The 22030-nt window shown below is 70.3% G+C and carries 29 protein-coding genes; 21 read left to right on the forward strand and 8 right to left on the reverse strand.

Annotation, left to right across the window (positions count from 1 at the left end):
• Positions 1 to 26 precede the first annotated feature (26 nt).
• On the forward strand, positions 27 to 998 hold the full coding sequence (locus P1Y20_RS11485) for a methyltransferase domain-containing protein (protein WP_304448797.1): 972 nt from the start codon (positions 27 to 29) through the stop codon (positions 996 to 998).
• Positions 999 to 1078: 80 nt separating this feature from the next.
• Entirely contained in the window at positions 1079 to 1207 is a 129-nt protein-coding gene (locus P1Y20_RS11490; RefSeq protein WP_304448798.1) for a rubrerythrin-like domain-containing protein, read from the forward strand.
• Positions 1208 to 1244: 37 nt separating this feature from the next.
• On the opposite strand, the gene P1Y20_RS11495 is transcribed toward P1Y20_RS11490, so the two are convergent.
• The 3 genes from P1Y20_RS11495 to P1Y20_RS11505 all read right to left on the reverse strand — a co-directional run bounded on the left by P1Y20_RS11495 (position 1245) and on the right by P1Y20_RS11505 (position 3160).
• A complete protein-coding gene (locus P1Y20_RS11495) occupies positions 1245 to 2249 on the reverse strand; it encodes an AAA family ATPase (RefSeq protein WP_304448799.1) in 1005 nt (334 codons plus the stop codon).
• Between the two features lie 71 nt (positions 2250 to 2320).
• Positions 2321 to 2548, reverse strand: a complete 228-nt coding sequence (locus tag P1Y20_RS11500) for a hypothetical protein (protein ID WP_304448800.1) — start codon at positions 2546 to 2548, stop codon at positions 2321 to 2323.
• Positions 2549 to 2650: 102 nt separating this feature from the next.
• On the reverse strand, positions 2651 to 3160 hold the full coding sequence (locus P1Y20_RS11505) for an SHOCT domain-containing protein (protein ID WP_304448801.1): 510 nt from the start codon (positions 3158 to 3160) through the stop codon (positions 2651 to 2653).
• A gap of 74 nt (positions 3161 to 3234) precedes the next feature.
• Between P1Y20_RS11505 and rnz the strand changes: the two genes are divergently transcribed.
• Both rnz and P1Y20_RS11515 read left to right on the forward strand, forming a co-directional pair.
• Positions 3235 to 4161 (forward strand): ribonuclease Z, encoded by a 927-nt coding sequence (rnz, locus tag P1Y20_RS11510; protein WP_368662151.1) that lies wholly within the window; start codon positions 3235 to 3237, stop codon positions 4159 to 4161.
• A 110-nt stretch (positions 4162 to 4271) separates the two neighbouring features.
• Positions 4272 to 6269, forward strand: a complete 1998-nt coding sequence (locus tag P1Y20_RS11515) for a DUF460 domain-containing protein (protein ID WP_304448803.1) — start codon at positions 4272 to 4274, stop codon at positions 6267 to 6269.
• On the opposite strand, the gene P1Y20_RS11520 is transcribed toward P1Y20_RS11515, so the two are convergent.
• The gene (locus P1Y20_RS11520) at positions 6266 to 6445 is read right to left on the reverse strand and encodes a DUF7470 family protein (protein ID WP_304448804.1); all 180 of its coding nucleotides are present in this window, start codon (positions 6443 to 6445) and stop codon (positions 6266 to 6268) included. The genes P1Y20_RS11515 and P1Y20_RS11520 overlap by 4 nt on opposite strands.
• A 194-nt stretch (positions 6446 to 6639) precedes the next feature.
• Here P1Y20_RS11520 and eif1A point away from each other — a divergent pair, with 194 nt between their 5' ends.
• The 8 genes from eif1A (at position 6640) to P1Y20_RS11560 (ending at position 13255) form a co-directional block, all read left to right on the forward strand.
• A complete protein-coding gene (gene eif1A, locus P1Y20_RS11525) occupies positions 6640 to 6927 on the forward strand; it encodes a translation initiation factor eIF-1A (RefSeq protein WP_304448805.1) in 288 nt (95 codons plus the stop codon).
• A 66-nt stretch (positions 6928 to 6993) separates the two neighbouring features.
• Positions 6994 to 7851, forward strand: a complete 858-nt coding sequence (gene rio1, locus P1Y20_RS11530) for a serine/threonine-protein kinase Rio1 (RefSeq protein WP_304448806.1) — start codon at positions 6994 to 6996, stop codon at positions 7849 to 7851.
• Between the two features lie 40 nt (positions 7852 to 7891).
• Positions 7892 to 8758: a winged helix-turn-helix domain-containing protein gene (locus tag P1Y20_RS11535; RefSeq protein WP_304448807.1), complete on the forward strand. Its 867-nt coding sequence runs from the start codon at positions 7892 to 7894 to the stop codon at positions 8756 to 8758.
• Positions 8759 to 8983: 225 nt separating this feature from the next.
• A complete protein-coding gene (trpS, locus tag P1Y20_RS11540) occupies positions 8984 to 10222 on the forward strand; it encodes a tryptophan--tRNA ligase (protein WP_304448808.1) in 1239 nt (412 codons plus the stop codon).
• A 26-nt stretch (positions 10223 to 10248) separates the two neighbouring features.
• Positions 10249 to 10761: a GNAT family N-acetyltransferase gene (locus tag P1Y20_RS11545; protein ID WP_304448809.1), complete on the forward strand. Its 513-nt coding sequence runs from the start codon at positions 10249 to 10251 to the stop codon at positions 10759 to 10761.
• Between the two features lie 25 nt (positions 10762 to 10786).
• Positions 10787 to 11335 carry a KH domain-containing protein gene (locus tag P1Y20_RS11550; protein WP_304448810.1) on the forward strand — a complete coding sequence of 183 codons (549 nt, stop codon included), beginning with the start codon at positions 10787 to 10789 and terminating at the stop codon, positions 11333 to 11335.
• Between the two features lie 74 nt (positions 11336 to 11409).
• Positions 11410 to 12705 carry a phenylacetate--CoA ligase PaaK gene (paaK, locus tag P1Y20_RS11555; RefSeq protein WP_304448811.1) on the forward strand — a complete coding sequence of 432 codons (1296 nt, stop codon included), beginning with the start codon at positions 11410 to 11412 and terminating at the stop codon, positions 12703 to 12705.
• 88 nt (positions 12706 to 12793) lie between these two features.
• The gene (locus tag P1Y20_RS11560) at positions 12794 to 13255 is read left to right on the forward strand and encodes a MaoC/PaaZ C-terminal domain-containing protein (RefSeq protein WP_304448812.1); all 462 of its coding nucleotides are present in this window, start codon (positions 12794 to 12796) and stop codon (positions 13253 to 13255) included.
• A gap of 8 nt (positions 13256 to 13263) precedes the next feature.
• Here the strand turns inward: P1Y20_RS11560 and P1Y20_RS11565 are convergent, their stop codons facing one another.
• The 3 genes from P1Y20_RS11565 to P1Y20_RS11575 all read right to left on the reverse strand — a co-directional run bounded on the left by P1Y20_RS11565 (position 13264) and on the right by P1Y20_RS11575 (position 16144).
• Positions 13264 to 13437: a hypothetical protein gene (locus tag P1Y20_RS11565; protein WP_304448813.1), complete on the reverse strand. Its 174-nt coding sequence runs from the start codon at positions 13435 to 13437 to the stop codon at positions 13264 to 13266.
• Positions 13438 to 13581: 144 nt separating this feature from the next.
• Positions 13582 to 15267, reverse strand: a complete 1686-nt coding sequence (locus tag P1Y20_RS11570; RefSeq protein ID WP_304448814.1) for a hypothetical protein — start codon at positions 15265 to 15267, stop codon at positions 13582 to 13584.
• A gap of 619 nt (positions 15268 to 15886) precedes the next feature.
• A complete protein-coding gene (locus tag P1Y20_RS11575; protein ID WP_304448815.1) occupies positions 15887 to 16144 on the reverse strand; it encodes a hypothetical protein in 258 nt (85 codons plus the stop codon).
• A 159-nt stretch (positions 16145 to 16303) separates the two neighbouring features.
• On the opposite strand from P1Y20_RS11575, the gene P1Y20_RS11580 reads away from it, so the two are divergent.
• Genes P1Y20_RS11580 through P1Y20_RS11595 form a run of 4 tightly spaced genes read left to right on the forward strand, consistent with a single transcriptional unit; the run spans position 16304 to position 18587 of the window.
• The gene (locus P1Y20_RS11580) at positions 16304 to 16819 is read left to right on the forward strand and encodes a hypothetical protein (RefSeq protein WP_304448816.1); all 516 of its coding nucleotides are present in this window, start codon (positions 16304 to 16306) and stop codon (positions 16817 to 16819) included.
• The gene (locus P1Y20_RS11585; protein ID WP_304448817.1) at positions 16816 to 17106 is read left to right on the forward strand and encodes a hypothetical protein; all 291 of its coding nucleotides are present in this window, start codon (positions 16816 to 16818) and stop codon (positions 17104 to 17106) included. Before P1Y20_RS11580 ends, P1Y20_RS11585 begins: the two co-directional genes overlap by 4 nt.
• 12 nt (positions 17107 to 17118) lie before the next feature.
• Positions 17119 to 17925, forward strand: coding sequence for a hypothetical protein (locus P1Y20_RS11590; RefSeq protein WP_304448818.1), 807 nt, complete (start codon positions 17119 to 17121; stop codon positions 17923 to 17925).
• Positions 17922 to 18587, forward strand: coding sequence for a hypothetical protein (locus tag P1Y20_RS11595; protein ID WP_304448819.1), 666 nt, complete (start codon positions 17922 to 17924; stop codon positions 18585 to 18587). Before P1Y20_RS11590 ends, P1Y20_RS11595 begins: the two co-directional genes overlap by 4 nt.
• A 6-nt stretch (positions 18588 to 18593) precedes the next feature.
• On the opposite strand, the gene P1Y20_RS11600 is transcribed toward P1Y20_RS11595, so the two are convergent.
• A complete protein-coding gene (locus P1Y20_RS11600) occupies positions 18594 to 19232 on the reverse strand; it encodes a helix-turn-helix domain-containing protein (RefSeq protein ID WP_304448820.1) in 639 nt (212 codons plus the stop codon).
• Between the two features lie 82 nt (positions 19233 to 19314).
• Between P1Y20_RS11600 and P1Y20_RS11605 the strand changes: the two genes are divergently transcribed.
• From P1Y20_RS11605 to paaE, 5 genes are read left to right on the forward strand one after another with little or no spacing between them, the layout of a single operon-like run.
• Entirely contained in the window at positions 19315 to 20253 is a 939-nt protein-coding gene (locus P1Y20_RS11605) for a Phenylacetic acid catabolic protein (RefSeq protein ID WP_304448821.1), read from the forward strand.
• Between the two features lie 2 nt (positions 20254 to 20255).
• Positions 20256 to 20573, forward strand: a complete 318-nt coding sequence (paaB, locus tag P1Y20_RS11610; protein WP_304448822.1) for a 1,2-phenylacetyl-CoA epoxidase subunit PaaB — start codon at positions 20256 to 20258, stop codon at positions 20571 to 20573.
• On the forward strand, positions 20570 to 21412 hold the full coding sequence (gene paaC, locus P1Y20_RS11615) for a 1,2-phenylacetyl-CoA epoxidase subunit PaaC (protein ID WP_304448823.1): 843 nt from the start codon (positions 20570 to 20572) through the stop codon (positions 21410 to 21412). The genes paaB and paaC overlap by 4 nt, the downstream gene beginning before the upstream one ends.
• A complete protein-coding gene (gene paaD, locus P1Y20_RS11620; RefSeq protein ID WP_304448824.1) occupies positions 21405 to 21866 on the forward strand; it encodes a 1,2-phenylacetyl-CoA epoxidase subunit PaaD in 462 nt (153 codons plus the stop codon). Before paaC ends, paaD begins: the two co-directional genes overlap by 8 nt.
• Positions 21863 to 22030: a 1,2-phenylacetyl-CoA epoxidase subunit PaaE gene (gene paaE / locus P1Y20_RS11625; RefSeq protein WP_304448825.1), complete on the forward strand. Its 168-nt coding sequence runs from the start codon at positions 21863 to 21865 to the stop codon at positions 22028 to 22030. The genes paaD and paaE overlap by 4 nt, the downstream gene beginning before the upstream one ends.

Raw genomic sequence — 22030 nt, forward strand, 5'->3', positions numbered from 1 at the left:
AGCGACCGCGTCGGCGACTCCCCTCCGTGTACCTGCTCGAACTCGTCGGCGAGGACGACGCCTTCGCGCGCGCCGAGGCCGCGAGCGCCTGCTCCGACGTCCGGTCGCTCGCGCCCGCCCTCGCCACCGCCCGGGGCTGTGCCGACCGGGTCGCGTCGCTCGCGTACACCCGCCGGGTCTGTGACCTCGTCGGGACGACCGACGCGAGCGTCGAGAGCGCCCGCGCCCTGCTCGACGCCGCCGGCATCGACAGGGAGGGGACGGTCGCCGTCCGCGCGAGCGCGCTCCGGGGGTGCGAGGTGGACACCCGGCGCGCCGAGCGCGAACTCGGGAGCGTCCTCGTCGCCCGCGGGTTCGCCGTCGACCTCGACGCCCCCGACCACGAACTCCGGGCGTACTTCGCGGGCGACACCTGCGCGCTGGGGTGGCTCGCGGTCGAGACGCCCCGCGACTTCAGCGCCCGGCGCCCCACCGACCGCCCCTTCTTCCAGCCGGGGAGCATGGACCCGATGTTCGCCCGGGCGCTGGTCAACCTCGCCGGCGCTCGCCCCGGGACTCGCCTCCTCGACCCGATGTGCGGCACCGGCGGCGTCCTCGTCGAGGCGGGACTCGTCGGCGCCGACGTCCTCGGCCTCGACGCTCAGGCGAAGATGACCCGCGGTGCCCGCGAGAACCTGGCGCACTACCTCGGCGCCGACCGCGCCCGGACCCTTCAGGGGGACGCCACGCACCTCCCCCTCCGCGACGACAGCGTCGACGCCGTCGTCTTCGACGCCCCCTACGGTCGGCAGTCGAAGGTCGTCGGCGGCCTCGACGAACTGGTCGGCGAGGCCCTCGCCGAGGCGCGCCGGGTCGCCCCGCGATGCGTCCTCGTCGCCGACCGCTCCTGGTGCGAGGCGGCCGAGACCGCCGGCTGGGCCGTCGAGGCGCGCTTCAGCCGTCGGGTCCACCGCTCGCTCGACCGCCACGTGCTCGTCCTCTCTCGCGACGCTCCCTGACTGTCGTCGCCGGCCGTGACTGTCGGCCACGCGGTGGGGTACAGCAAGTGTTAACACACCTCGAACGTCTACCCCGTTGCATGAGCAGTGACCAGCCCTACTACGAGTGTCAGGGGTGCCTGAAGCGCTACCGGACCGACGACCACGGCCGGCGCTGTCCGGGCTGTGGCGGCTACCTGCGGAACCTCGCGGTCCCGCGAAACGAGTAACGACGCGTTCGACTTCCCCGCTCCTCCGCGCTCCCTCTCAGGCCGAGCGTCCGAGTTCGGCGAGCAGGTGCGCGAGGTGGATGCGGTCGCTCGCCCCCTCCGCGAGGTCGAGGTCGACCTCGCCGGCGAGGCGGTGCAGGCGCGCGAGCTCCGCTCCCGAGTGCCGGGAGCGGGCGACCCGCAGCACGTCGCTCAGTATCTCCTGCCCGCTGTAGCCCTCGTCGACGAGGAGGGTGTCGAGCGTGTTCCGAGCCGCGGAGAACTCGCCCGCCTCGGCGTCGGCGAGCATCTCCTCGACGGTCCCCGTGAGGCCGACGTCGCCGAGGGCCTCGTAGGCCGCGTTCATCGTCACCGCGTCCGCCGTCTCGGCGGTCGTCTGCGCCGCGAGTATCGCCCGCCTGAGGTCGCCGTTCGCGTAGCCCGCGACGTACTCCAGGCCGTCGTCGTCGTGCTCGACGTCCTCGCGCTCGACGACGGTCCGGAGCACCGACACCACCTCGTCGTGCGTCGGCGCCCGCACGGGGACGCTGAAACAGCGCGAGCGGAGCGGCGGGATGAGCTTCGAGGGTTGACGGGTGGCGATGACGAACTGCGTGGTGCGGTGGTGGCGCTCCATCACCCGGCGCAGCGCCTGCTGGAAGTCCTCGCGGATGGTCTCCGCGTTGTCGAGCAGGAGGGTCTTGTACGACCCCGAGACGGGCGCGTAGGCCGCCGACTCCTTGAGGACGTGGTGTATCATGTCGCGCTTCGACATGCGCGAGCGCCCGACGAGGAACGACGCGAAGCGCGGGTCGTTCTTCACCTCCGTCTTCGTCCGGGAGAAGAAGTCGTCGACGTTCAACTCGACGAGGTCGTTGTCCGTGTCGTCGTGGGCCTCCCGCGCCAGCGCGCGGACGGCGGCGGTCTTGCCGGCGCCCTGCGGCCCGTAGCACACGAGGTTCATCGGCTCGTCGACCGCCCGCCCGACCGCGTCGCGCACCTCCGCCTGCGGGAGCTCCTCGAGCGTCGGCGCGTGCGTCTCGGTCCACAGCGGGCCGTCCATACCCGACCTGGCCGCCCGACGGCTATGAATCGGTCGGTCGTCGACCGTGGGACGCTTCCCGGCGGACGTGGCTACGCCCCGTCGGCTTCGGGGTTCGGGTCGAGCGCGTCGCCGCCGGTCGCGTCGTCACCGCCGGTGACGGCCGCGCGCTCCGTGGTGTCGTCGTCCGGGTCGGGTGTCGGCCCGTCGTCGTCCGAGTCGTCCGAGTCGTCCGCCGCGTCCATCAGGGGGGTCGCCCCGAGGACGCCGGCGACGGCGACGAGGCCGACGAGCAGGAGGGTGGCTCGTGGTCGGTCCATCACGGCTCGCCGTACTCGTCCCCCCGACAAAACACGGTCGACCGTTCGGGAGCGTTCAGCGCGACCGCCGTCCGGCGATTGAACGGTCTGAACGGTGCCGGTTCAGGCGTCCTCGAACTCGCGCTCCCGAGGGGGCTCGTGCCCGCGCCTCCGCTCTCGGCTCCGCCACTCCGCCGCCGACTCCGGGCTCTCGGTCTCGAGGAGACGGTCGAGTTTCCGCTCGAACTGCGCGTCGGTGAGGTCGCCGCGGGCGTACCGCGACCGGAGCGTCTCGACGGCGTCCGTGAGCGGGGGGTCGCCGTCGTCGTCGACCGTGCGGTGCGTCTCGCGGCGCCGGCGGGCGCTCCACGGGTCGGCCGCGCGTTCGAGGTCGCGACCCAGGCGCGACATGCTCCGGTCGAGGTCGTCGAGCATCGCCTCGTCTGCTCGGTCGTCGTCCTCGAGGAGAATCGCGAGGAGGGGGAGGACGACGGCGAACCCGACGACCCAGACGACGTAGAAGGGGACGCCGGGGACGACTCCGAGGAAGAGGTCGAGGAACCCGAGACCGAAGATGACGAAGACCGCCACCTCGACGACCGTCTCCCGCGTCCGCTCGCTGAGGGGACTCATACCTCGATATCGCCCGAACGAGGGCAAAAAGCTTCGCGCGCTTTCGAAGCGGCTATCCGACCGCCGCGGCCAGTGTGCGTATGCACGTGACGTTCCTCGGGACCAGCGGGGCCGTCCCGACGACCGAGCGCAACACGAGCGCCGTCTTCCTCCGCCGGGAGGGCGAGCGGTTCCTCTTCGACGTCGGCGAGGGGACCCAGCGCCAGATGATGCGCTTCCGGACGGGCTTCGACGTCTCGCATATCTTCCTCTCTCACCTCCACGGCGACCACGTCCTCGGCCTCCCCGGCCTCTGTCAGACGATGGACTTCAACGACCGCGAGGCGGCGCTCGCGGTCCACGTCCCGCCCGGCACCCGCCGCGACGTCGAGGCACTCCTCCGCGCGACCAGTACGCACCCCGCCTACCCGTTGCGAATCAACGAGGTCCGCCCCGGCGAGGTGGCGCTCCGCGGCGACGCCTACGAGGTGCGCGCGTTCCGCACCGACCACCGGACGAACTCCGTCGGCTACGCCGTCGTCGAGGACGAGCGCAAGGGCCGGTTCGACCGCGAGCGCGCCGAGGAACTCGGCGTCCCGACCGGACCGAAGTTCTCGGAACTCCACGCGGGCGACGCGGTCGAACTGGCCGACGGGACGGTCGTGGACCCCGAACAGGTCGTCGGTGCCCCCCGCCCCGGCCGTCGCGTCGTCTACACCGGCGACACCCGCCCCACCGACGCCACCGTCGAGGCCGCCTCCAAAGCGGACCTCCTGATACACGACGCGACGTTCGCCGACGACAACGCCGAGCGCGCCCCCCAGACCGGCCACTCGACCGCTCGCGAGGCCGCCAGCGTGGCCAGCCGCGCCGGGGCGAAACGCCTCGCGCTCATCCACGTCTCGACGCGCTACGGGGGGTACGTGGACCCCCTCCTCGCGGACGCCCGCGAGGCCTTCGACGGCGAGGTGTTCGTCGCCGAGGACGGCCAGGAACTCGACGTCCCCTACCCGGACTCGTAGCCCTCCGGAACCGCTCTCGCGGGTCGCCGCCGGGCCACGACGGCCGTCGCTCCGTCGACGCCCCCGCGACCGTCACGAGGTTTTTATCGCCGCGCCGTCTAGCGAACGCCGTGAGTACCCGCACGAGTGCGCTCGACGCGGTCGTGTTCGGTGTCGACGTCCAGAGCGGCGACGTCCGCGGCGACGCCCCCTCCTACGCCGTCGTCGCGTTCGACGGCGAGCACCTCGACCGCGACGTGGTCTCCCTGCGAAAGCTCCGACGGCTCATCGACCGCGAGCGGCCCGCCATCGTGGCGACGGACAACATGTACGAACTGGCCGCCGACAAGGACGCGCTCGTCCACTTCCTCCGCAGTCTCCCCGAGGAGACGACACTGGTGCAGGTGACCGGTGCCGAGCGCCCGGAACCGCTCTCGCGGGTCGCCTCGCGCCACGGCGTCCCCTACGGCAAGAAGCCGATGAAGGAGGCGGAGGCGGCCGCCCGCCTCGCCGCCGCCAACGTCGGCTACGAGGTGAGCGCGTTCACCAACACCACGACCGTGAAGGTCGCCCGCGGTCGCTCGACCGGCAAGGGCGGCTGGTCGGAGGACCGCTACACGCGGCGCATCCACGGCCACGTGCAGAACCGGACCCGGAAGGTCGAGTCCGACCTCCGAGACGCCGGGCTGGAGTTCACCGTCGAGAAGACCGAGAAGTACGGCGGGCTCTCGAACGCCGTCTTCACCGTCGAGGCGCGCCCCGGCGACCTCCCCGTCTCTAGCGTCCGGCGCGGCGACGTGCGCGTCGAAATCGAACGCGAGCGCCGCGACGGCATCGAGTTCCAGCCGCTGGCGAAGCGCCGCGACCACGTCATCGTCGGCGTCGACCCGGGGACGACCACCGCCGTCGCCGTCGTCGGCCTCGGCGGGACGGTCCTCGACGTGCTCTCGACGCGGACGGCCGACACCGCCGACGTCATCGAGTGGATCATCGAGCGCGGGCGGCCCATCCTCGTCGCCGCCGACGTGACGCCGATGCCCGAGACGGTCGAGAAACTCCGCCGGAGCTTCGACGCCGCGCCGTGGACGCCCGAACGCGACCTCCCGGTCGACTCGAAACAGCACCGGACCCGCGAGGTCGGCTACGACAACGACCACGAGCGCGACGCCACCGCCGCCGCCCTCTTCGCGTTCGACCACCACGAGGACCAGTTCGACCGCATCGCCCGGAAGGTGCCCGCGCCGCTGGACCGCGGCGAGGTCATCGCGCGCGTCCTCACCGGCGAGGAGTCTGTCGAGGCGGTCGTCGACGACCTCACGGCGGACGACGCGCCCGAGGAAGACGAGCACGAACACACCGTCCGCGAACTGACGGCCGAGGAGAAGCGCATCAAGCGCCTGGAGGCGCGCATCGAGCGCCTCGAGTCCCACGCCGACAGCCTCCGCGAGACCATCGACACGAAGGACGAGCGCCTGGAGGAGTACGAGCGCGAACTGAGCGAGGCCCGCCGCGAGGAGCGCCGCGAGGCCCGCGAGCGCCGGGCGGTCGTCCGCCTCGAACGCGAGAACGACCAGCTGAAACGTCGACTCGACGACCAGCGCGAGGAGACGGAGGCGCTCTCGGAGAAGCTCGAACGCCTGAAGACGCTCTGGAAGCTCGACCACTCGAACTTCGCCGACGTGGCCGACCACCAGCGCGACCTGGTGCCCGTGAAGGTGGTCGAGCAGTTCACGAAGGGGGCCATCGAGAGCGCCGAGGAGCGCTTCGGCCTCGCGACGGGCGACGTGGTGTACCTGCGCGACGCGAGCGGTGCCGGCCGTTCCACGGCCGAGCGCCTCGCCGAGACGGAGCCGCGCGTCGTCCTCCGGCAGGGCGGCCTCTCGGACGTGGCGGACGAGGTGCTGTTCGACCACGGGATACCGGTCGGCCCCGCGGACGACGTGACGATACAGGAGATAGACGAACTCGCGGTCGCCCGCGAACCGGAGATCGAGGCGGTCGTCGACGACTGGGAGGAGCGCGCCGAGGCGCGCCGCCGCGAGCGCAAGGGGTCGATGGTCGACCGCCTCATCAGCGAGCACCGGGCGGGGGTCGACGACCCCGAACGCGCCGACGGGACGGGCGGCTAGCGCATCCCGAACGCCGAGAGCATCGACCCGACGAGTCCCCGCGCCACCAGCAGGAGGCCGAGCAGGACGAGCGCGATGCCCCCCGCGATGACGACGTTCTCGAGCGCGAGCAGCGCGAGGCCGCCGAGCACCAGGAGGACGCCCGCGAAGCCGGTCCGACCGAGTCTTCCGAACATGGCCACGCTGGCCGACGCGCGGCCAAAAGCGTGCCGGGTACGGTGCCGCCGGCCGCTCGACTCCGCCTCCGGAACCGACCGACAGCCGGTCGTTTCGTCCCCTCGTCCGACCGGTCGGACGCCGGGAACGACCCGTAGCGTACGGCACTCGCAGGTTTGCAAGTTTTAACCGTCCACCCCACGAACGGGGGCACATGAGCGACAGCAACGGGAGGAAAGACCTCCGAATGCCGGACGACGGGGAGGTGTTCGCCGTCGTCACGAACATGCTCGGCGCGAACCGCGTGCAGGTCCGCTGTATGGACGGGACGGAGCGCACCGCCCGCATCCCGGGGCGGATGCAGAAGCGCATCTGGATTCGCGAGGACGACGTCGTCCTCGTCGAACCCTGGGACTGGCAGGACGAGAAGGCGGACGTCGTCTGGCGCTACGAGAAGCAGGACGCCGACCAGCTCCGCCGCGAGGGGCACATCCGGCAGTGAGCGTATGAGCGACTCGCTCGCGGGTGCCGGGGAGAGACCGGACGAGGAACGTGCGGGGGGACGCCCGTGAGCGGCAGTCGCGAGGAGTACGGGCTGCTCGACTTCGAGAACGTCGAGGGGGTCGGCGACGAGTGGGAGGAGGTCGACGTCTCCGACACCGAGGCCGACCGCATCGCCCGCAAGCGCGACCGCGAGTTCCTCGAGTTCCGGAAGCGCATCAAGGACGCCGAGCAGTTCAAGGTCGAGGGGTCGGTGTTCGACGACGCGACGTTCGCGGCCATCTACAAACTCGTCCAGGACGGCCACATCGACGCGTTCGGCGGCCCCCTCTCGTCGGGGAAGGAGGCGTCGGTGTACGAGGCGCTCGGTCCCGACGGGACCGTCGCGGTGAAGGTGTATCGCATCTCCGCGAGCGACTTCAAGCAGATGCGCGACTACCTCGACGGCGACCCCCGCTTCGAGGGCATCGGCAACGACAAGTCGAAGGTGGTGCTGGCGTGGGTCAGAAAGGAGTACGCCAACATGCGCCGCGCCCGCGACGCGGGGGTTCGCGTCCCCCGCCCCATCGCCGTCGAGCGGAACGTTCTCGTCATGGAGTACGTCGGCGACGACGGCCAGCGCGGCCACCGCCTCGCGGAGGTCTCCGTCGAGAACCCCGAGACGGCCTACGAGGTGGTCCGGGAGTACACCCGTCGGCTCTACGACGCGGGGCTGGTCCACGGCGACCTGAGCGAGTACAACATCGTCGTCCACGAGGGGGAACTGTACGTCATCGACCTCGGCCAGGCCGTCACGGTCCACCACCCCAACAGCCGCGACTTCCTCGAACGCGACTGCCGGAACGTGGCGAACTTCTTCTCGCGGCAGGGCTACGACGTCACCGGCGAGGAGATGCTCGCGTTCGTCACCGGCGAGTCCGAGTGAGCGACGCAACGCTATTCTCCCCCGCCCGCAGTTGGCAGGTATGGACGACACGGCACCGTCGGACTCCCCCATCACGGTCGACCGGCGGCCCCCCGGCGAGGTGTTCGCCCTCCTCGGCAACGACCTCCGGGTGGACGTCCTCCGGGCGCTGGCCGAGGCCGGCCAGGAACCGCGGACGTTCTCCGCGCTCCGCGAGCGCGTCGGCGAACGTGACTCGGGGAAGTTCAACTACCACCTCGGGAAACTGGTCGGGCCGTTCGTGCGTCGCGAGGCGGACGGCTACGCCCTCACGCTCGCCGGCCAGCAGGTCGTGGGGGCGCTGCTCGCCGGCACCTACACCGCCGAGGGGCGACTGGAGACGCTCGACGTCCACGACCCCTGTCCGGTCTGCGAGGCCACGCCGCTCGCCGTCTCCTACGAGGACGACCACGTCACCATCGAGTGTCCCGCCTGCGAGGAGTGGTACAACTACTTCTCGTTCCCGCCGGGGACGCTCGACCAGTACGACCCGGACGAACTCCCCGAGGCGTTCGACCGCTGGATGTACACCCTGTTCGGGCGCATCACCGCCGGCTTCTGCGCCAGTTGTGCGGGGCGGGTGACCGGCCGACTGGAACCGGAGCACGACCGGCCGTCCATCGCCTGGGCCTGCGACCGCTGCGGCGACGTCGCCCGTGTGTCGGCGTCGGTCCCCCTCCTGTATCACCCCGCCACCCTGGGGTTCCTCTACGACCACGGCGTCGACACGACACGCACCCCGTCGTGGCGACTGCTGCCCGAGCGCGATGTCGCCTACGACGTCGACGCCGACGGGGTGACCGTCACACTCACCCTCGACGGCGAGTCGCTCACCGGCCACGTCGACGAACGGGGGCGCGTCGCCGGCGTCGAACGCGCCGACCGCTGACGACGGGCGTCCTCGCGTTTCCAACCGCGACGACCGCAACCGTTTTTTCGCTCGCACGGCTCTCTCTACCCGATGACCGGGCCGTCCCGCTGGCGCTGGTCGCCCCCCTCGCCAGCGGACAGTCCCCTCGGCGTCGCCGTCGCGGCCTAACCGCGACTGGCGGGCCGTCGGCGCTCCCTCCGCTCTCCTTCTCGCCTCGCCGCCGACCACCCCGACTCGACTCCGATGCCGACGAACCACGACCCCGACACACCCGACGCGCCCGACAGTACCGCTTCCGACCACGCCGCCGACTCCACGACCCTCGACCCCCGGGACGTCGACTACGAGACGCCCGTCGAGCGCTTCGGCGCCGCCGAACTGACCGACGACCACCTCGCCCGGTTCCCCCAGCCACCGCACCCGATGCTCCGTCGTGGCGTCTTCTACGCCGGTCGCGACGTCGACGCCCTGCTCGACGCCTGCGAGTCGGAGGCGCCGCTTTCGGTCGTCACCGGCGTCGGTCCCTCCGGGCCGATGCACCTCGGCCACGTCCTGCCCTTCTACGTCGCGAAGTGGTTGCAGGCGGCGACCGGCGCGCACGTCTACCTCCCGCTCTCGGACGACGAGAAGTACCTCACGCGGGACCTCTCGCTCGCCGACGTGCGGTGGTACACCCGCGAGAACCTCAGGGACCTCCTCGCGGTCGGCTTCGACCCCGAGCGCACCCGTATCGTCGTCGACACGGCCGACGCGGACGTGGTCTACCCGCTGGCGACCGCCCTCTCGAAGCACCTCACCCCGGCCACCGTCGAGGCGGTGTACGGCGCGCCCGACTCCGCCGGGGCGGGGTTCTACCCGGCGGTGCAGGCGACGCACCTCCTGCTCCCCCAGTTCGTCCGCGGCCCTCACACCACCACCGTCCCCATCGCCGTCGACCAGGACCCGCACGTCCGCCTGGCGCGCGACCTCGCCGCCAAGGAGCGGTTCGACGTCGAGAAACCGGGGGCGCTCCTCGCGCGCTTCCTCCCGGCGCTCGACGGGCCGGGCAAGATGAGTACGACGAGCGGCGACGGGGCGCCGACCATCGCCCTCACCGACGACCGCGAGACGGTCCACGAGAAGGTGGCCCGCTACGCCTACTCCGGCGGGCAATCGAGCGTCGCGGCCCACCGCGAACACGGCGGCGACCCCGAGGTCGACGTCGCCTTCCGGTACCTCCGGGCGTTCTTCGAACCGGACGACGCGACGGTCGAACGGCTGGCCCGGGACTACCGCTCGGGGGACCTCCTGACCGGCGAGCTGAAGGCGTACGCCGCAGACCGCATCGCGGACTTCCTCGACGCCCACCGGGCGCGCCGGCCGAGCGACGCCGACCTCGACGCCGCGCTCGCGCCCTACCGGCTCACCGACCGCGAGCGCGAACGGGCGCTCGCGGCCGTCGGTCTCGGCCCCGACCTGTCGACGGCCGCCGGCGAACACTGAAGCGCCGGCACGTCGAGGGGGTTCCTATGACAGAGGTCACCGTCCGACCGGCCGCCGCCGCCGACGTCGACGGGATTCGGCGCGTCGCCCAGTTGGGATGGGAGGCCGCCTACGGGGCGTTCCTCGACGCCGAGACGGTCGAGCGCGCCATGCGCGAGTGGTACGACCCCGACGTGGTCGCCGAGGGTATCGAGGACCCGTCGGTCGTCTACCGCGTCGCCGCCTCCGACGGGGTGGTGGGCTACGCCACCGGTCGCCTCGACCGCGCGACGGGTCACCTCACCTCCCTCTACGTCGACCCCGGGCGGTGGGGCGAGGGGGTCGGGAGTCGGCTGTTCGAGGCCGTCCTCGAACGGCTCGCCGAGCGCGGGGCCGAGTACGTCGAGATTCGCGTGCTCGCCGAGAACGAGGTCGGCCGGTCGTTCTACGCTGGGCGGGGCGTCCGACTCGTCATCGAGTCGGAGACCGACCTCTTCGGCGAACGCGTCCGTGAGGTGGTCTACGCCGGCCCGGTCCGGAGTGCGCTGGCGAAGGCTTGAAACGCACCCACCCGTTAGCAGGCCCATGCAGCACGTGACGATTCCGCAGGACCGCATCGGCGCCCTCATCGGCGAGGGCGGCGAGACGATGCGGCGAATCGAGGACCGGGCCGAGGTGCGACTCGACATCGACTCCGAGACCGGTGCGGTCGCCGTCGAGACGGTCGGCGACCCCGTCACCGGGCTGATGGGTCCCGACATCGTCCGCGCCATCGGCCGCGGGTTCGCCCCCGAGGAGGCGCTCTCCCTGCTCGACGACGACATGCGGATGTTCGAACTCGTCGACCTCGACGCCGCGACCAGAAACAAGAACGACCTCCGGCGACAGAAGGGCCGACTCATCGGCGAGGACGGCCGGACCCGTCAGCTCATGCAGGAACTCTCCGGCGCGTCCGTCGTCATCTACGGCTCGACCGTCGGTATCATCGGCGGCCCCGAGCAGGTCCGTACCGTCCGGAGCGCGGTCGAGATGCTCCTCGACGGTGCGCCCCACGGGGCGGTCTACTCGTTCCTCGAACGCCGTCGCAGCGAGATGAAGCGCCAGGGGCTGAGCTACCACGAGTTCTCGGGGTAGCCCCTCGCTTCGTCCCGGCTACACCTCGTCCCCGCGTCCCGCACCTTTTTCGCATCTGCCTGCAAGTCCCTCGCATGGTCTGGAACGACATCGAGACCGCCTCACGCGAGCGCGTCCGCGAACGTCAGGACGACCGCCTCGCCGACGTGTTCTCGCACGTCTACGAGAACGTCCCCTTCTACCGCGAGCGCTTGGACGAGGCCGGACTCTCCCCCGGGGACGTCGACGGCGTCGCGGACCTCGACCGCCTCCCGTTCACCACCAAGGAGGACCTCCGCGACACCTACCCCGACGGGCTGTTCGCCGTCGCGGACGACGAGATGCGCTGCATCCACGCCTCCTCGGGGACGACCGGCGCACCGAAGATAATCGGCTACACCCGCTCGGACCTCGACCTCTGGCGGGAGGTGATGGCCCGCTCGCTGACGGCGGCGGGCGTCGAGCGAGGGCAGACCGTCCAGAACGCCTACGGCTACGGGCTGTTCACCGGCGGCCTCGGCGTCCACCACGGCTGCGACGAGGTGGGGGCGACGGTCATCCCCATCGGCGGCGGTCAGACGAAACGCCAGCTCCAGCTCCTCTCCGACCTCGGGAGCGAGACGCTCACCTGCACGCCCTCCTACGCGCTCTACCTCGCCGAGGCGGCCGAGGAGGCGGGCGTCGACCTCGCGGACCTCCCGCTCTCGACCGTCATCTTCGGTGCGGAGCCGTGTACCGAACCCATGCGGGCGGCCATCGAGGAGCGCCTCGACGTCACCGGCGTCGACATCTACGGGCTCTCGGAGGTCATCGGGCCCGGCGTCGCCATCGAATGTGCGGAGGCACAGGCCGGCCTCCACCTCTGGGACGACCACTTCTACCCGGAGGTCGTCGACCCGGGGACGGGCGAGGTCCTGGAGGAGGGCGAGGAGGGCGAACTGGTGCTCACGACGCTGACGAAGGAGGGCCTCCCCGTCCTGCGCTACCGGACGGGCGACATGACCAGCCTCCGGTTCGACGAGTGCGACTGCGGACGGACGACCGCCCGGATGGACAACGTCACCGGCCGGGCCGACGACCTCCTCATCGTTCGCGGGGTCAACCTCTACCCGAGCGAGATCGAGGCCACGATACTCGACATCGAGGGCGTCGAACCGCAGTACCGCATCGACCTCCACCGCGCCGCCGAACTCGACGAGATAGAGATAACCGTCGAACGGGCCAGCGAGTACGACGGTGACGTCAGGGCGCTCAGGGAGCGCGTCCAGCGGGAACTCGACGCGCAACTCGCGTTCTCGCCCGACGCCGTGAGGATGGTCGACCCGGGCGGCATCGAGCGTCAGGAGACCGGGAAGGTCAAGCGCGTGTTCGACCACCGCGAGGTGGAGTGAGCGGTCGGGGTCCGGGCGCGTCTCCGGACCCCTCACGAACCCCTCGCTCGGCGGTAGCTTCATGTCCTCCACGTCGGAGTCGTAGTGCATGGCGTACAGCTACGAGCCGCACTACTTCGAGGACATGGAGGTCGGCACGACCTTCGAGAGCGCCGGTCGAACCATCACCGAGGCGGACTTCGTCTTCCACTCCGCGTTCGCGGGCGACTGGACGGAACTCCACACGAACAAGGAGTACTCCGAGGACGGACCCTTCGGGGAGCGCATCGGGCACGGCCCGATGACGTTCATCCTCACGACGGGCCTGGTCCAGCGCTGCGGGTTCGTCGAGCGCACCGTCGTCGCCTTCCTCGGGATGAACTACATGGACATCCCGAACCCCGTCTACATCGGCGACACCGTCCAGGCGGAGTTCGAGGTGACCGAGAGACGTGCGTTCGAGAGCCGCGAGGACGCCGGCCTCGTCGTCATCGACGCCCACACCACCAATCAGGACGGCGAGGAGGTGTTCGCGGGCGACATGAAGTTCATGTTCAAGCGCCGCGAGTAGACCCTCCCTCACTTCCGCAGTCGGGCGAGTCGATACCCGACGACGACGCTCACCGCCGCGACGAGGTAGCCGACGACCAGCGTGCGGTAGCTCTCCTCGTCCTCCCGGAGCCCGTAGTACGTGCCGAGGCCGAGCGCTGTCAGTACGTTCGTCGCTAGCTGTTTGCGGGGGTCGCGTGACACGCCCTCCTCCTCGTCGCCCGCGGGTATAGTCGTACGCCCTGGGCCGACTCTCAGGTGTCGCCGCTCCCGGCGGCGAAGAAGCGCGAGGAGGGAGTGAAAATAAGATGAGAGTGGCGACGAGCGCACGTGCGCTCGCGTCGGTCCTCAGTAGTAGCTCGGCGCCGTCCCGAGGGAGAACTCGGCGCTGTAGTCGCCCGAGGCCGTCTCGGTCGAGCCGTCGGGGTACGTCAGCGTGCCCGTGAACTCGCCGTCGGAGGGGACCCCGTCGGGGTAGCCGAACTCGACGCTGACGCCCCGCAGGTCGGCGTCACCCTCGATGGTCGTGGTCTCGCCCGCGTCGGGGTAGCGCTTCTCCATCGTCGTGAGGACGCCGTCGTCGGTCTGGTACTCCTTCGTCACGAAGAGGACGCCGTCCCGGTCGAGCGTCACCTCGTGGTCGCCGGTGACGGCGTCGCCGGAGGCGGACGCGCCGGCCTCGTAGTCGAAGCCGACCGCGCCGTACTTGTCGCGGACGGTCTCGTCGAAGTACGTCTCGCCGTCGTGTTCGAACGCCAGCGAGACGGGACTGTCGTACTCGTAGTTGGTCGCCTCCGCGCGCACCGTCTCCGCGTCGGCGGCCGGTTCGAACCGGGCACCCTGGCTCGGGACGGTCTCCGACTCGCCGTCGACGGTCATCTCGCCCTCCCAGACGCCCTCGTGTCCGTCGAACTGGACGGCGTACGGCGACGTCTCGCTCTCGTCGTTTTGGTCGTCGGGTCGCTGGTCGGTGGCACCGCCGGCGCGGGCGACGACCTCACCGTCGACCTTCACGACGGCCTTCCCCGAGACCTGGACCTGCCGGAGGTCGCCGGTGAACTCGTAGGCGTCGTAGCCGTCGTCGACCTGCCCGGAGAGCGTACTCCCGTCGGGTCCGATGGTGTCGTCGTCGGTACCACCACGCAGCGGCGTCAACTCGCCCGAGACGGTCACCTGGTAGGTGCTCGTCGACGCCTGCTGGCCGTCGACGACCAGCGTGTGCGTCTCCCCGTCGCTCGCGGCCGAGTCGTCGGAATCGGAGTCGTCGGAGTCGTCGGAGTCGTCCGCGGAGGAGTCGTCGGAGTCGTCGGAGTCGTCAGAGTTGTCGGAGTCGTCCGAGTCGTCGGAGTCGTCAGAGTTGTCGGAGTCGTCCGAGTCGTCGGAGTCGTCAGAGTTGTCGGAGTCGTCCGCGGAGGAGTCGTCAGAGGAATCATCGGAGTCGTCGGAACCCTCCGAATCGCCGTCACTCGATTCGTCGTCCGAATCACCGTCGTCAGCGTCGGAGTCGTCGGAGTCGGTCGAGTCGTCGGTGTTCGAATCGTCCGACCCGTCGTCGTTCACGTCCGGGTCGTCCGACCCGTCGTCGCTCTCGTCAGTGACGGAGTCGTCGGTCGAGTCCGAGTCGTCGGAGTCCGCACCGTCGTCGCTCGCACCGTCGGAAGAATCGGAGTCGTCCGAACTGGAGGTGTCGCCGTCGTCAGCGCCGTCCGGCGGGTCAGAGTCACCGGTCCCGTCGTCGTCTTCGTCGGCGACCCCTTCGCCCGACTCGCTCTCGGTTCCATCGTCGGTCCCGTTCGTCTCGGAACTCGCGGCGTCGGTGATGTCGTCCGTCGTGTCGATGGTGTCGTTCTCGTCTCCCGCCGCCGCCCGGTCGTCGAGCATGGGGAGGACGCCCCAGACGACGACGGAGCCGACGGCGACGAGGAGGACCGCGGCCGCGACGGCCGCGACCGTCATCCCGCCGATCGATTCGAGTATGCTGTCGTCTGCGCCGCGGGAACCGCCCGAGCGCGTCTGACGCCTGTCGGGTGCCATTGATGCTATCTCACCAGTACTGATATTAAGTACCGAAGACGTTTCGACCCGATTCAGGACCTTTCGTATCGGATAAGCGGTTGCTACCGCGTGAAAGGTCCGGTTAAGGACTGCCATACGGCCCCGAGAGACGACGAGACGGCGCTCCTCGGGCCCTCGAACGTAGTGGGTAGGGCTGATGGTCGGCACTCGTCGTGAACTGCGGGCGTGTCTCCGTCGTCGCGTCGGCCCCGGGCGTACAAAAGAGGGGACGTACAGGCTCGACCCATCGGGCACGTCTCCGTCCGTGGTCCGTTCCGCCCGTGGTCCGCCGGTCGATTGAGTGGACGCGACCGATGTCTCTCCGACGGATGGCCGGTCGACGTGCGGCGTCTATCGCCGCCGTCCGGTCGCGGCGTCCATGAACACGATACCGTCGGCCGACCCGACGACCCTGCGCGTCCGTCCGGGACGACCCCACAACCGGTCGAGGAGTCCCGTGCGGCGGGGGGCCGGAGGGTGGTCGGCGACGGTCACAGTGAGGGGGGTAGAGTGCGATTCGCTGTCAGTGACCATGCACTCACCTGCGTCCGGGCGATGTTAAACATGTCTATCATCCGACCAGAAAGCTTATGCCGTCTCACTCGCCGGCCGACGCGAGTGCCGTCGCTCGCGCCCTCGCGGACGGGCGAGACGGCGCTGCGTCGTCGAACAGGGTGAGCGCCAGGTCGTCGTCCTCGGCCACGCGTGCGTACCCCACGTGTCGCGGTCGGGTCACCCCGGCCAGGTCGTAGCGCTCTCGGACCGCCTCCTCGATGCGGTGGAAGTGCGCGCCGATGAGGTCGCCGCTTCCCCGGAGCGTGACGCCGTTCGGTCCCGCCAGCACTGCGTATCCCATAGCCGATTCGCACGGCCACGGGGGCATAAGCGTTCTCCCGAGTCCACCTCCCGTTTCGCCCCCACGACCCGCCGACGGGCGTTCGGTCGCCCCTGATAAAGCCGGACTTGCGAGCGCAACCCCAACTGCTATCGGCGTTTCGCGTGCACGTCAGAGGACATGGACGGTGTCCACCCGACGGTTATCGACGACGACGTGGTAGAGGGGCGACTGCTCACTGACGGCGGCGAGGAGGAAGACGAGGGGGAATCGGGCGATGACGGCGAGAGCGGTGGCGAGGGCGAGACGACGAGCGTCCTCGACCTGGACCTCGACGGTCTCGACCTCGACCTGCTCGGTCTCGAGGTCCACCTCGACGATGTCAACCTCGACGTCGAGGCGGTCGAGGCGGAGGGGAACCTCGTCGGCAACCTCCTCTCGGCGGTGGCACACCTGCTCGACGGCGGGCTCCAGGACCTGCTCAACGGGTTGCTCAACCCGCTCGAAGGACTCGGCGAGGACGTCCGGGAGCGACTCTCGAACGCCTTCGAGGGGCTGAGCGACTCGGCGTCGGGGACGCTCGGGAGCCTCCCGCTGCGCGAACTGTTCGTCGAAGTGCTCGTCTCGGTCGTCAAGCAGTTGCTGAGCAGCGGGTCGTCCGACGACGGGAACGGAGGGGACGAGGCCAGCGCATGAGCGAGACGCTGACCAGCCGCATCGACCTCGACGAGGTGCTCGAGGACGTCGACCTGGCGGAGCTGTTCGCCGACACGCCGCTGGCGGAGCTGTTCGCCCCCGGCGAGGGCGAGGGCGAGGGCGACGGTGACGCCGAGGGCGGCATCGGCGCGTCGCTCGGCGCCTACCTCGGCGAACTCCTCGGCGCGCTCCTCGGAGCGGCCGTCGGTCGGCTCGTCGGCGAGTCGCTCCTCGCCGAACTGCTCGGCGGGGACGACGGCGGCGACGGTGAGGGTGACGACGCGTGACGGTGAGCCACGATGAGTGACGACTCGTCGCTCGGCGACCTCGTAGCCTCGGGGCTGAACGACGCCATCGCGAGCGACGAGGTGGCCGAGGAGGTCGGCCGACAGCTCGGCGCGCGCGTGGGACGGGAACTGGGTCGACAGATCGGCGCGGCCATCGAGGCGGCGGTCGTCGAGGGTATCCAGGAGGGCAAGTCCATCCGGGAGATACTCGCCGACGCGAAGGACCGCCTCGTCGAGAGCGTCCGCGAGGTGCTGACCGACCGCGAACTCGTCGAGTCGCTCTCGGAGGCGGTCGGCGACATCGCGTCCGAGGAGGCGGCCAGACAGCTCAAGAGCGCGGCGCAGTCGAAGGCCGAGGAGACCGCCGGGGAAGTCGAGGAGGCCGCCTCCGACGCGGCCGACCAGGCGACTTCAACCGCCGAAGAGGCGGACGGGGCGGTCGCCGAAGCGGCAGAGAAGGTGACCGCCGCCCTTTCGGAGAGCGAAGAGACGGCCGAGGAAAGTGCGGAGGAGGCCGAAGCAGCGGCCGAAGAGACTGCTGAAGGAACCGATGAGGCCGAAGAGGGAGCGGAGGAAGCGGCCGGGGAGGCCGAAGAAGCAGCCGAGGACGCCGAATCCGAGGCGTCGTCGCTCCTCCCCGACGACGCTGCCTCGCTGCGCGAGGAGACGTTCCGCGAACTGCTCGACGTGATGTCGTACCGCGAACTCCAGTCTATCGCCAAGGAGGTCGACGTGAAGGCGAACCTCAGCCGCGAGGAGATGACGGACGAAATCGTCGAGCAGTTTACGAACGCTGAGGACGAAGCCTCCGAGGAATGAGCGACTCACTGGCCGACCGCGTCGAGGGGGTGCTCGCGGATGCGGGGACCCTCTTCGGCGACGAAGACGGGGAAGAGAGCGGGGGCGACGCGAGCGACGCGCTCCGCGAGACGGCCGAGGAGGCCGCCGCGGTCGTCGAGGAGGCCGACTCGGTGGCGCTCCTCGAGGCCGTCGGCGTGACGGGTCCCGACGGCGAGGCCGACTACGGGTCCATCCCCGAGGCGCTCGCCGAGGGCGACGAGGGCCGCGTCCTCGACCTCGAACGACTGCTGAAGCTCTCGAAGCTCTCGCGCTCGTGGGACGACGACGAGGCCGCCTCCGGTCTCCGCGAGGAACTCACCGACCTCTTCGCCGACGGCGAAGCGACGGAGGAGGAGGAGTCGACGCCGGACGACGCATCCGACGGTACCGACGAGGACGCGGAGAGCGAGGCGGGAGCGGAGTCCTCGCCGCTCGACTCCCTCCGGAACGCGGTCGACCAGACGAGCGCCCTGCTCGACGACATCGGTGACGACGAGGACGAAGCCGAGGACGCGGAGGAGGACGACGCGGAGGACGAGGACAAAGAGGCGCCGCCGCGGTTCACTTCGAGCCTCTCCACGATGCCGTCCCAGGACTCCCGCTCGGACATGCACTCGACGATGCCCAGGCGACGCACGTAGCCCTTTTCACCCGAACATCCGTTCCGCCAGCGTCCGTTCCGCCCGCCGGAGTCGCTCGAGGAACGCGGACTTGCTGATACCCAGCGCCCCGGCGACGGCGGCCGCGTCCGTCCGTCGCGGGACGTCGAAGTACCCCATCTCGAACGCCGTCCGGAGGGCCGCCTCCTGCCGTTCGGTGAGGTCCCAGCGCGTGGCGACCGGGTGGTCGTCGTCATCGCCGAGGGGGTAGACGCGCTGGAGGCTCACACCGACCGTCTCGCCCGCGCGGTCCATCACCCCCTCCAGCACGTCGTGGCCGACCACCGCCCCCCGGATACGCGCGTCGCCGGCGCGGTAGGTGAGCGACTCGACGACGAGGCCGACGCTGACGAGTTCGTGGACGACGCAGGGGTGTTTCGACAGACAGCGGTAGTTGTCCCGACCGTCGACGCGCGAGCGGTGGAGGTAGCGGATGCGGTCGTCGTCGTCGAGGGCGTCCGCGAGTCGGTCGTCGGCCGGCGCCGAGAACTGGAGGAGCGCGTAGCCGTCGGCGCGCAACTGCGGCGGCCGCGCGTCGACGACGACCGGCACCTCGCGGGTGGCCGTCGCCAGCGGACAGTCGTCGCCGCGCACCCCCACCTCGACGACGAGGCACTCCGGAATCACGTGACGAGTTAGCACGACGTACATATAAAGGCCGTGTATGGACGGGCCAACCGGTATGCCAATCCGTTACAGATTATCCGGTATGGACATCGAGGAGGTCAAGCGCCGGGCCGGGCCGCGTGAGTTCGGCCCGCAGGACGACATGCCGGAGGAGTACCGGAAGGCGGCCACCCGGATGATACAGTTCCACGCGAACTCGGAGATAATGGGGGCGTACATCGAGCGCCCGTTCATCCGCCAGTCGCCGAGTCTCGAACGCAAACTCGCCGTCAGCGCGCAGGTGCAGGACGAGATCGGCCACGGGCAGTTGCTCTACCGCGCCGCCGAGAACCTGGGTATCAAGACGCGCGAGCAGATGCTCGACGAACTGGCCAACGGCGAGGGGAAGTTCCTCAACTGCTTCCACTACCCCCTCGCCGACTGGTACGAACTGCCGATGATCATGTTCTTCGTCGACGGGGCGGCGATGCGCCGGCAGGCGACGCTGAAGCGCACCTCGTGGGAACCCTACGCGCACGCCATCGACAAGATCTGCTTCGAGGAGGGCTTCCACATCAAACACGGCGAGGACATCCTGAAGGAACTCGCCGCCGGGTCCCGGCGCGACCGCCAGCGCCTCCAGGAGGCGTTCGACCTGTGGTGGCCCCGCATCCTGCAGTTCTTCGGTCCCACGAACGACCGTTCGACGCACAGCGACTTCTCCAGCGCGGTGGGCCTGAAGACGATGGGGAACGACGAACTCCGGACGGCGTTCCTCAACGTCTACCTCCCGAAGGCCGAAAAGTACGGCCTCGAGGTCCCCGACACGCCGCGCATCTGGTACGACGACTACGAGGAGCGCTACCGCGTCGCCGAGGACGAACTCGACTGGGAGGAGTTCGGCCTCATCGCCCGCAACGAGTACCCGCAGGGGGCGGGCCAGATAGCCAAGCGCCACCGGACCCAGGAGGCCGTCGAGTGGGTCCGCGAGTCGCTCGAGACGCCCGGGGCGCCGGGGGTGACCGGCGCGGCGGCCGACTGACCATGATCTGGGAAGTGTTCAGACAGGAGAAGAAGAAGGACTACCACGTCCACGTGGGCAACGTCCACGCCCCCGACCGCGAGATGGCGCTCACCTTCGCGCAGGTGATGCACGCCCGGCGCAAGCCGGCCAACTCGCTGTGGGTCGTCCCCAAGGACGAGATAGCCGAGGTGGACGCGAGCGAGACGGCCTTCGGCGGGACGACGGACAAGAGCTACCGGTGGGCACCGACGTTCGCCACCGACGAGACGTTCGCGTCGGAGATAGAGGCCTCCCAGCGCGAGCAGGAGGCGGCGAGCGAGGCCCGGGGTGAGCGATGAGCGCAGCGACGCTCCCCGGGCCCAACGAACTCGACGACCGCGAGCGGGCGGCCGTCGAGGCGCTCCTGCGCGCGCTCGCGGACGACGAGTACGTCGCCGCCGAGCGCTACATCGACTGGCAGGTCCGCGGCCCCACGCTGGAGGCCGACATCTCCATCGCCAACATCGCACAGGACGAACTCGGTCACGCCCGTCTCTGGTACGACCTGCTTCAGGACTTCGGTTACCGCGAGCAGGACCTCATCTGGGAACGCGCGCCCGACGACTTCCGTCACGCGACGCTGCTCGAACTCCCCTTCGAGCGCGGCGACTGGGCCGACTGCGTCCTCCGGTCGTACTTCCACGACGTGGCCGAACACCTCCGACTGGAGGCGCTCGCGGGCAGTTCCTACCCGCGCATCGCCGACCGCGTCGCCAAGGTGCAGGCCGAGGAGTCCTACCACCGCGAGCACGCCCAGAACTGGCTCGAACGCCTCTGCGACGACGACCCGGGCCGCGAGCGCGTCCAGGCGGCGCTCGACCGCCTGTTCCCCTACGCGCTGACGCTGTTCGAGCCCACCGAACAGGAGGACGCCATCGTCGACCTGGGCGTCCGGACCGAGTCCATCGAGACGCTCCGGGAGGACTGGCTGGCCATCGTCGTCCCGTTCCTCGAGTCGCTCGGCCTGCGCGTCACCGACGGCGAGGTGAACCTCGCCGCGCTGGTGCCCGAGGCCCACGGGCGCGACGGCACGCACACCGACCACTGGCAGCGCCTCTACAACGAGATGACCTACACCTACGAGCAACTCGGCCGGCGCGAGCCCCGGCGCATCATGCGGGACCCCGACGATGAGTGACGACGAGTTCGCTCCCGACCCGAACGACGACGTCAGGGTCGACGACCCGACGGAGTCGCGCGCGTGCGCGTACACCAGCTACGACCGCGGGCAGGCCCACGAGGCGTTCCCCCGGACGGGCACGGGGACGACGGGCCTCGAACGCGCGGTCTGGGACGCGCTCTACGACGTCGAGGACCCCGAGATGCCCGTCAGCGTCGTCGACCTCGGTCTCGTCTACGGCGTCGCGCTCGACGACCGCGAGGACGGCGCGCACGTCGTCGTGGACTTCACGCTGACGTACACCGGCTGTCCGGCCCGCGAGATGCTGCTCTCGGACGTCGAGGAGGCGGCCGCCTCGCCCGAGGGCGTCGCGAGCGCCGAGGTGCGCCTCGTCTGGTCGCCGCCGTGGTCCGTCGAGATGGTCACCGAGGCGGGGCGCGAGGACCTCCGCGAGTTCGGGGTGAGCGTATGAGGGGCCTCGACCCGAGCGTGGCCGCCGGTGGCGAGGGCGCGCCCGCGCGCTGTCCGTACTGCGGGGGGACGAACACCGAGCGCGAGCACCCGAAGGGACCGTCGCTCTGCCGGTCGATTCACTTCTGTGCGGACTGCGAGGAACCGTTCGAGGCGATGGGCTGA

The sequence above is a fragment of the Halomarina ordinaria genome (assembly GCF_030553305.1).
GTDB lineage: Archaea > Halobacteriota > Halobacteria > Halobacteriales > Haloarculaceae > Halomarina > Halomarina ordinaria.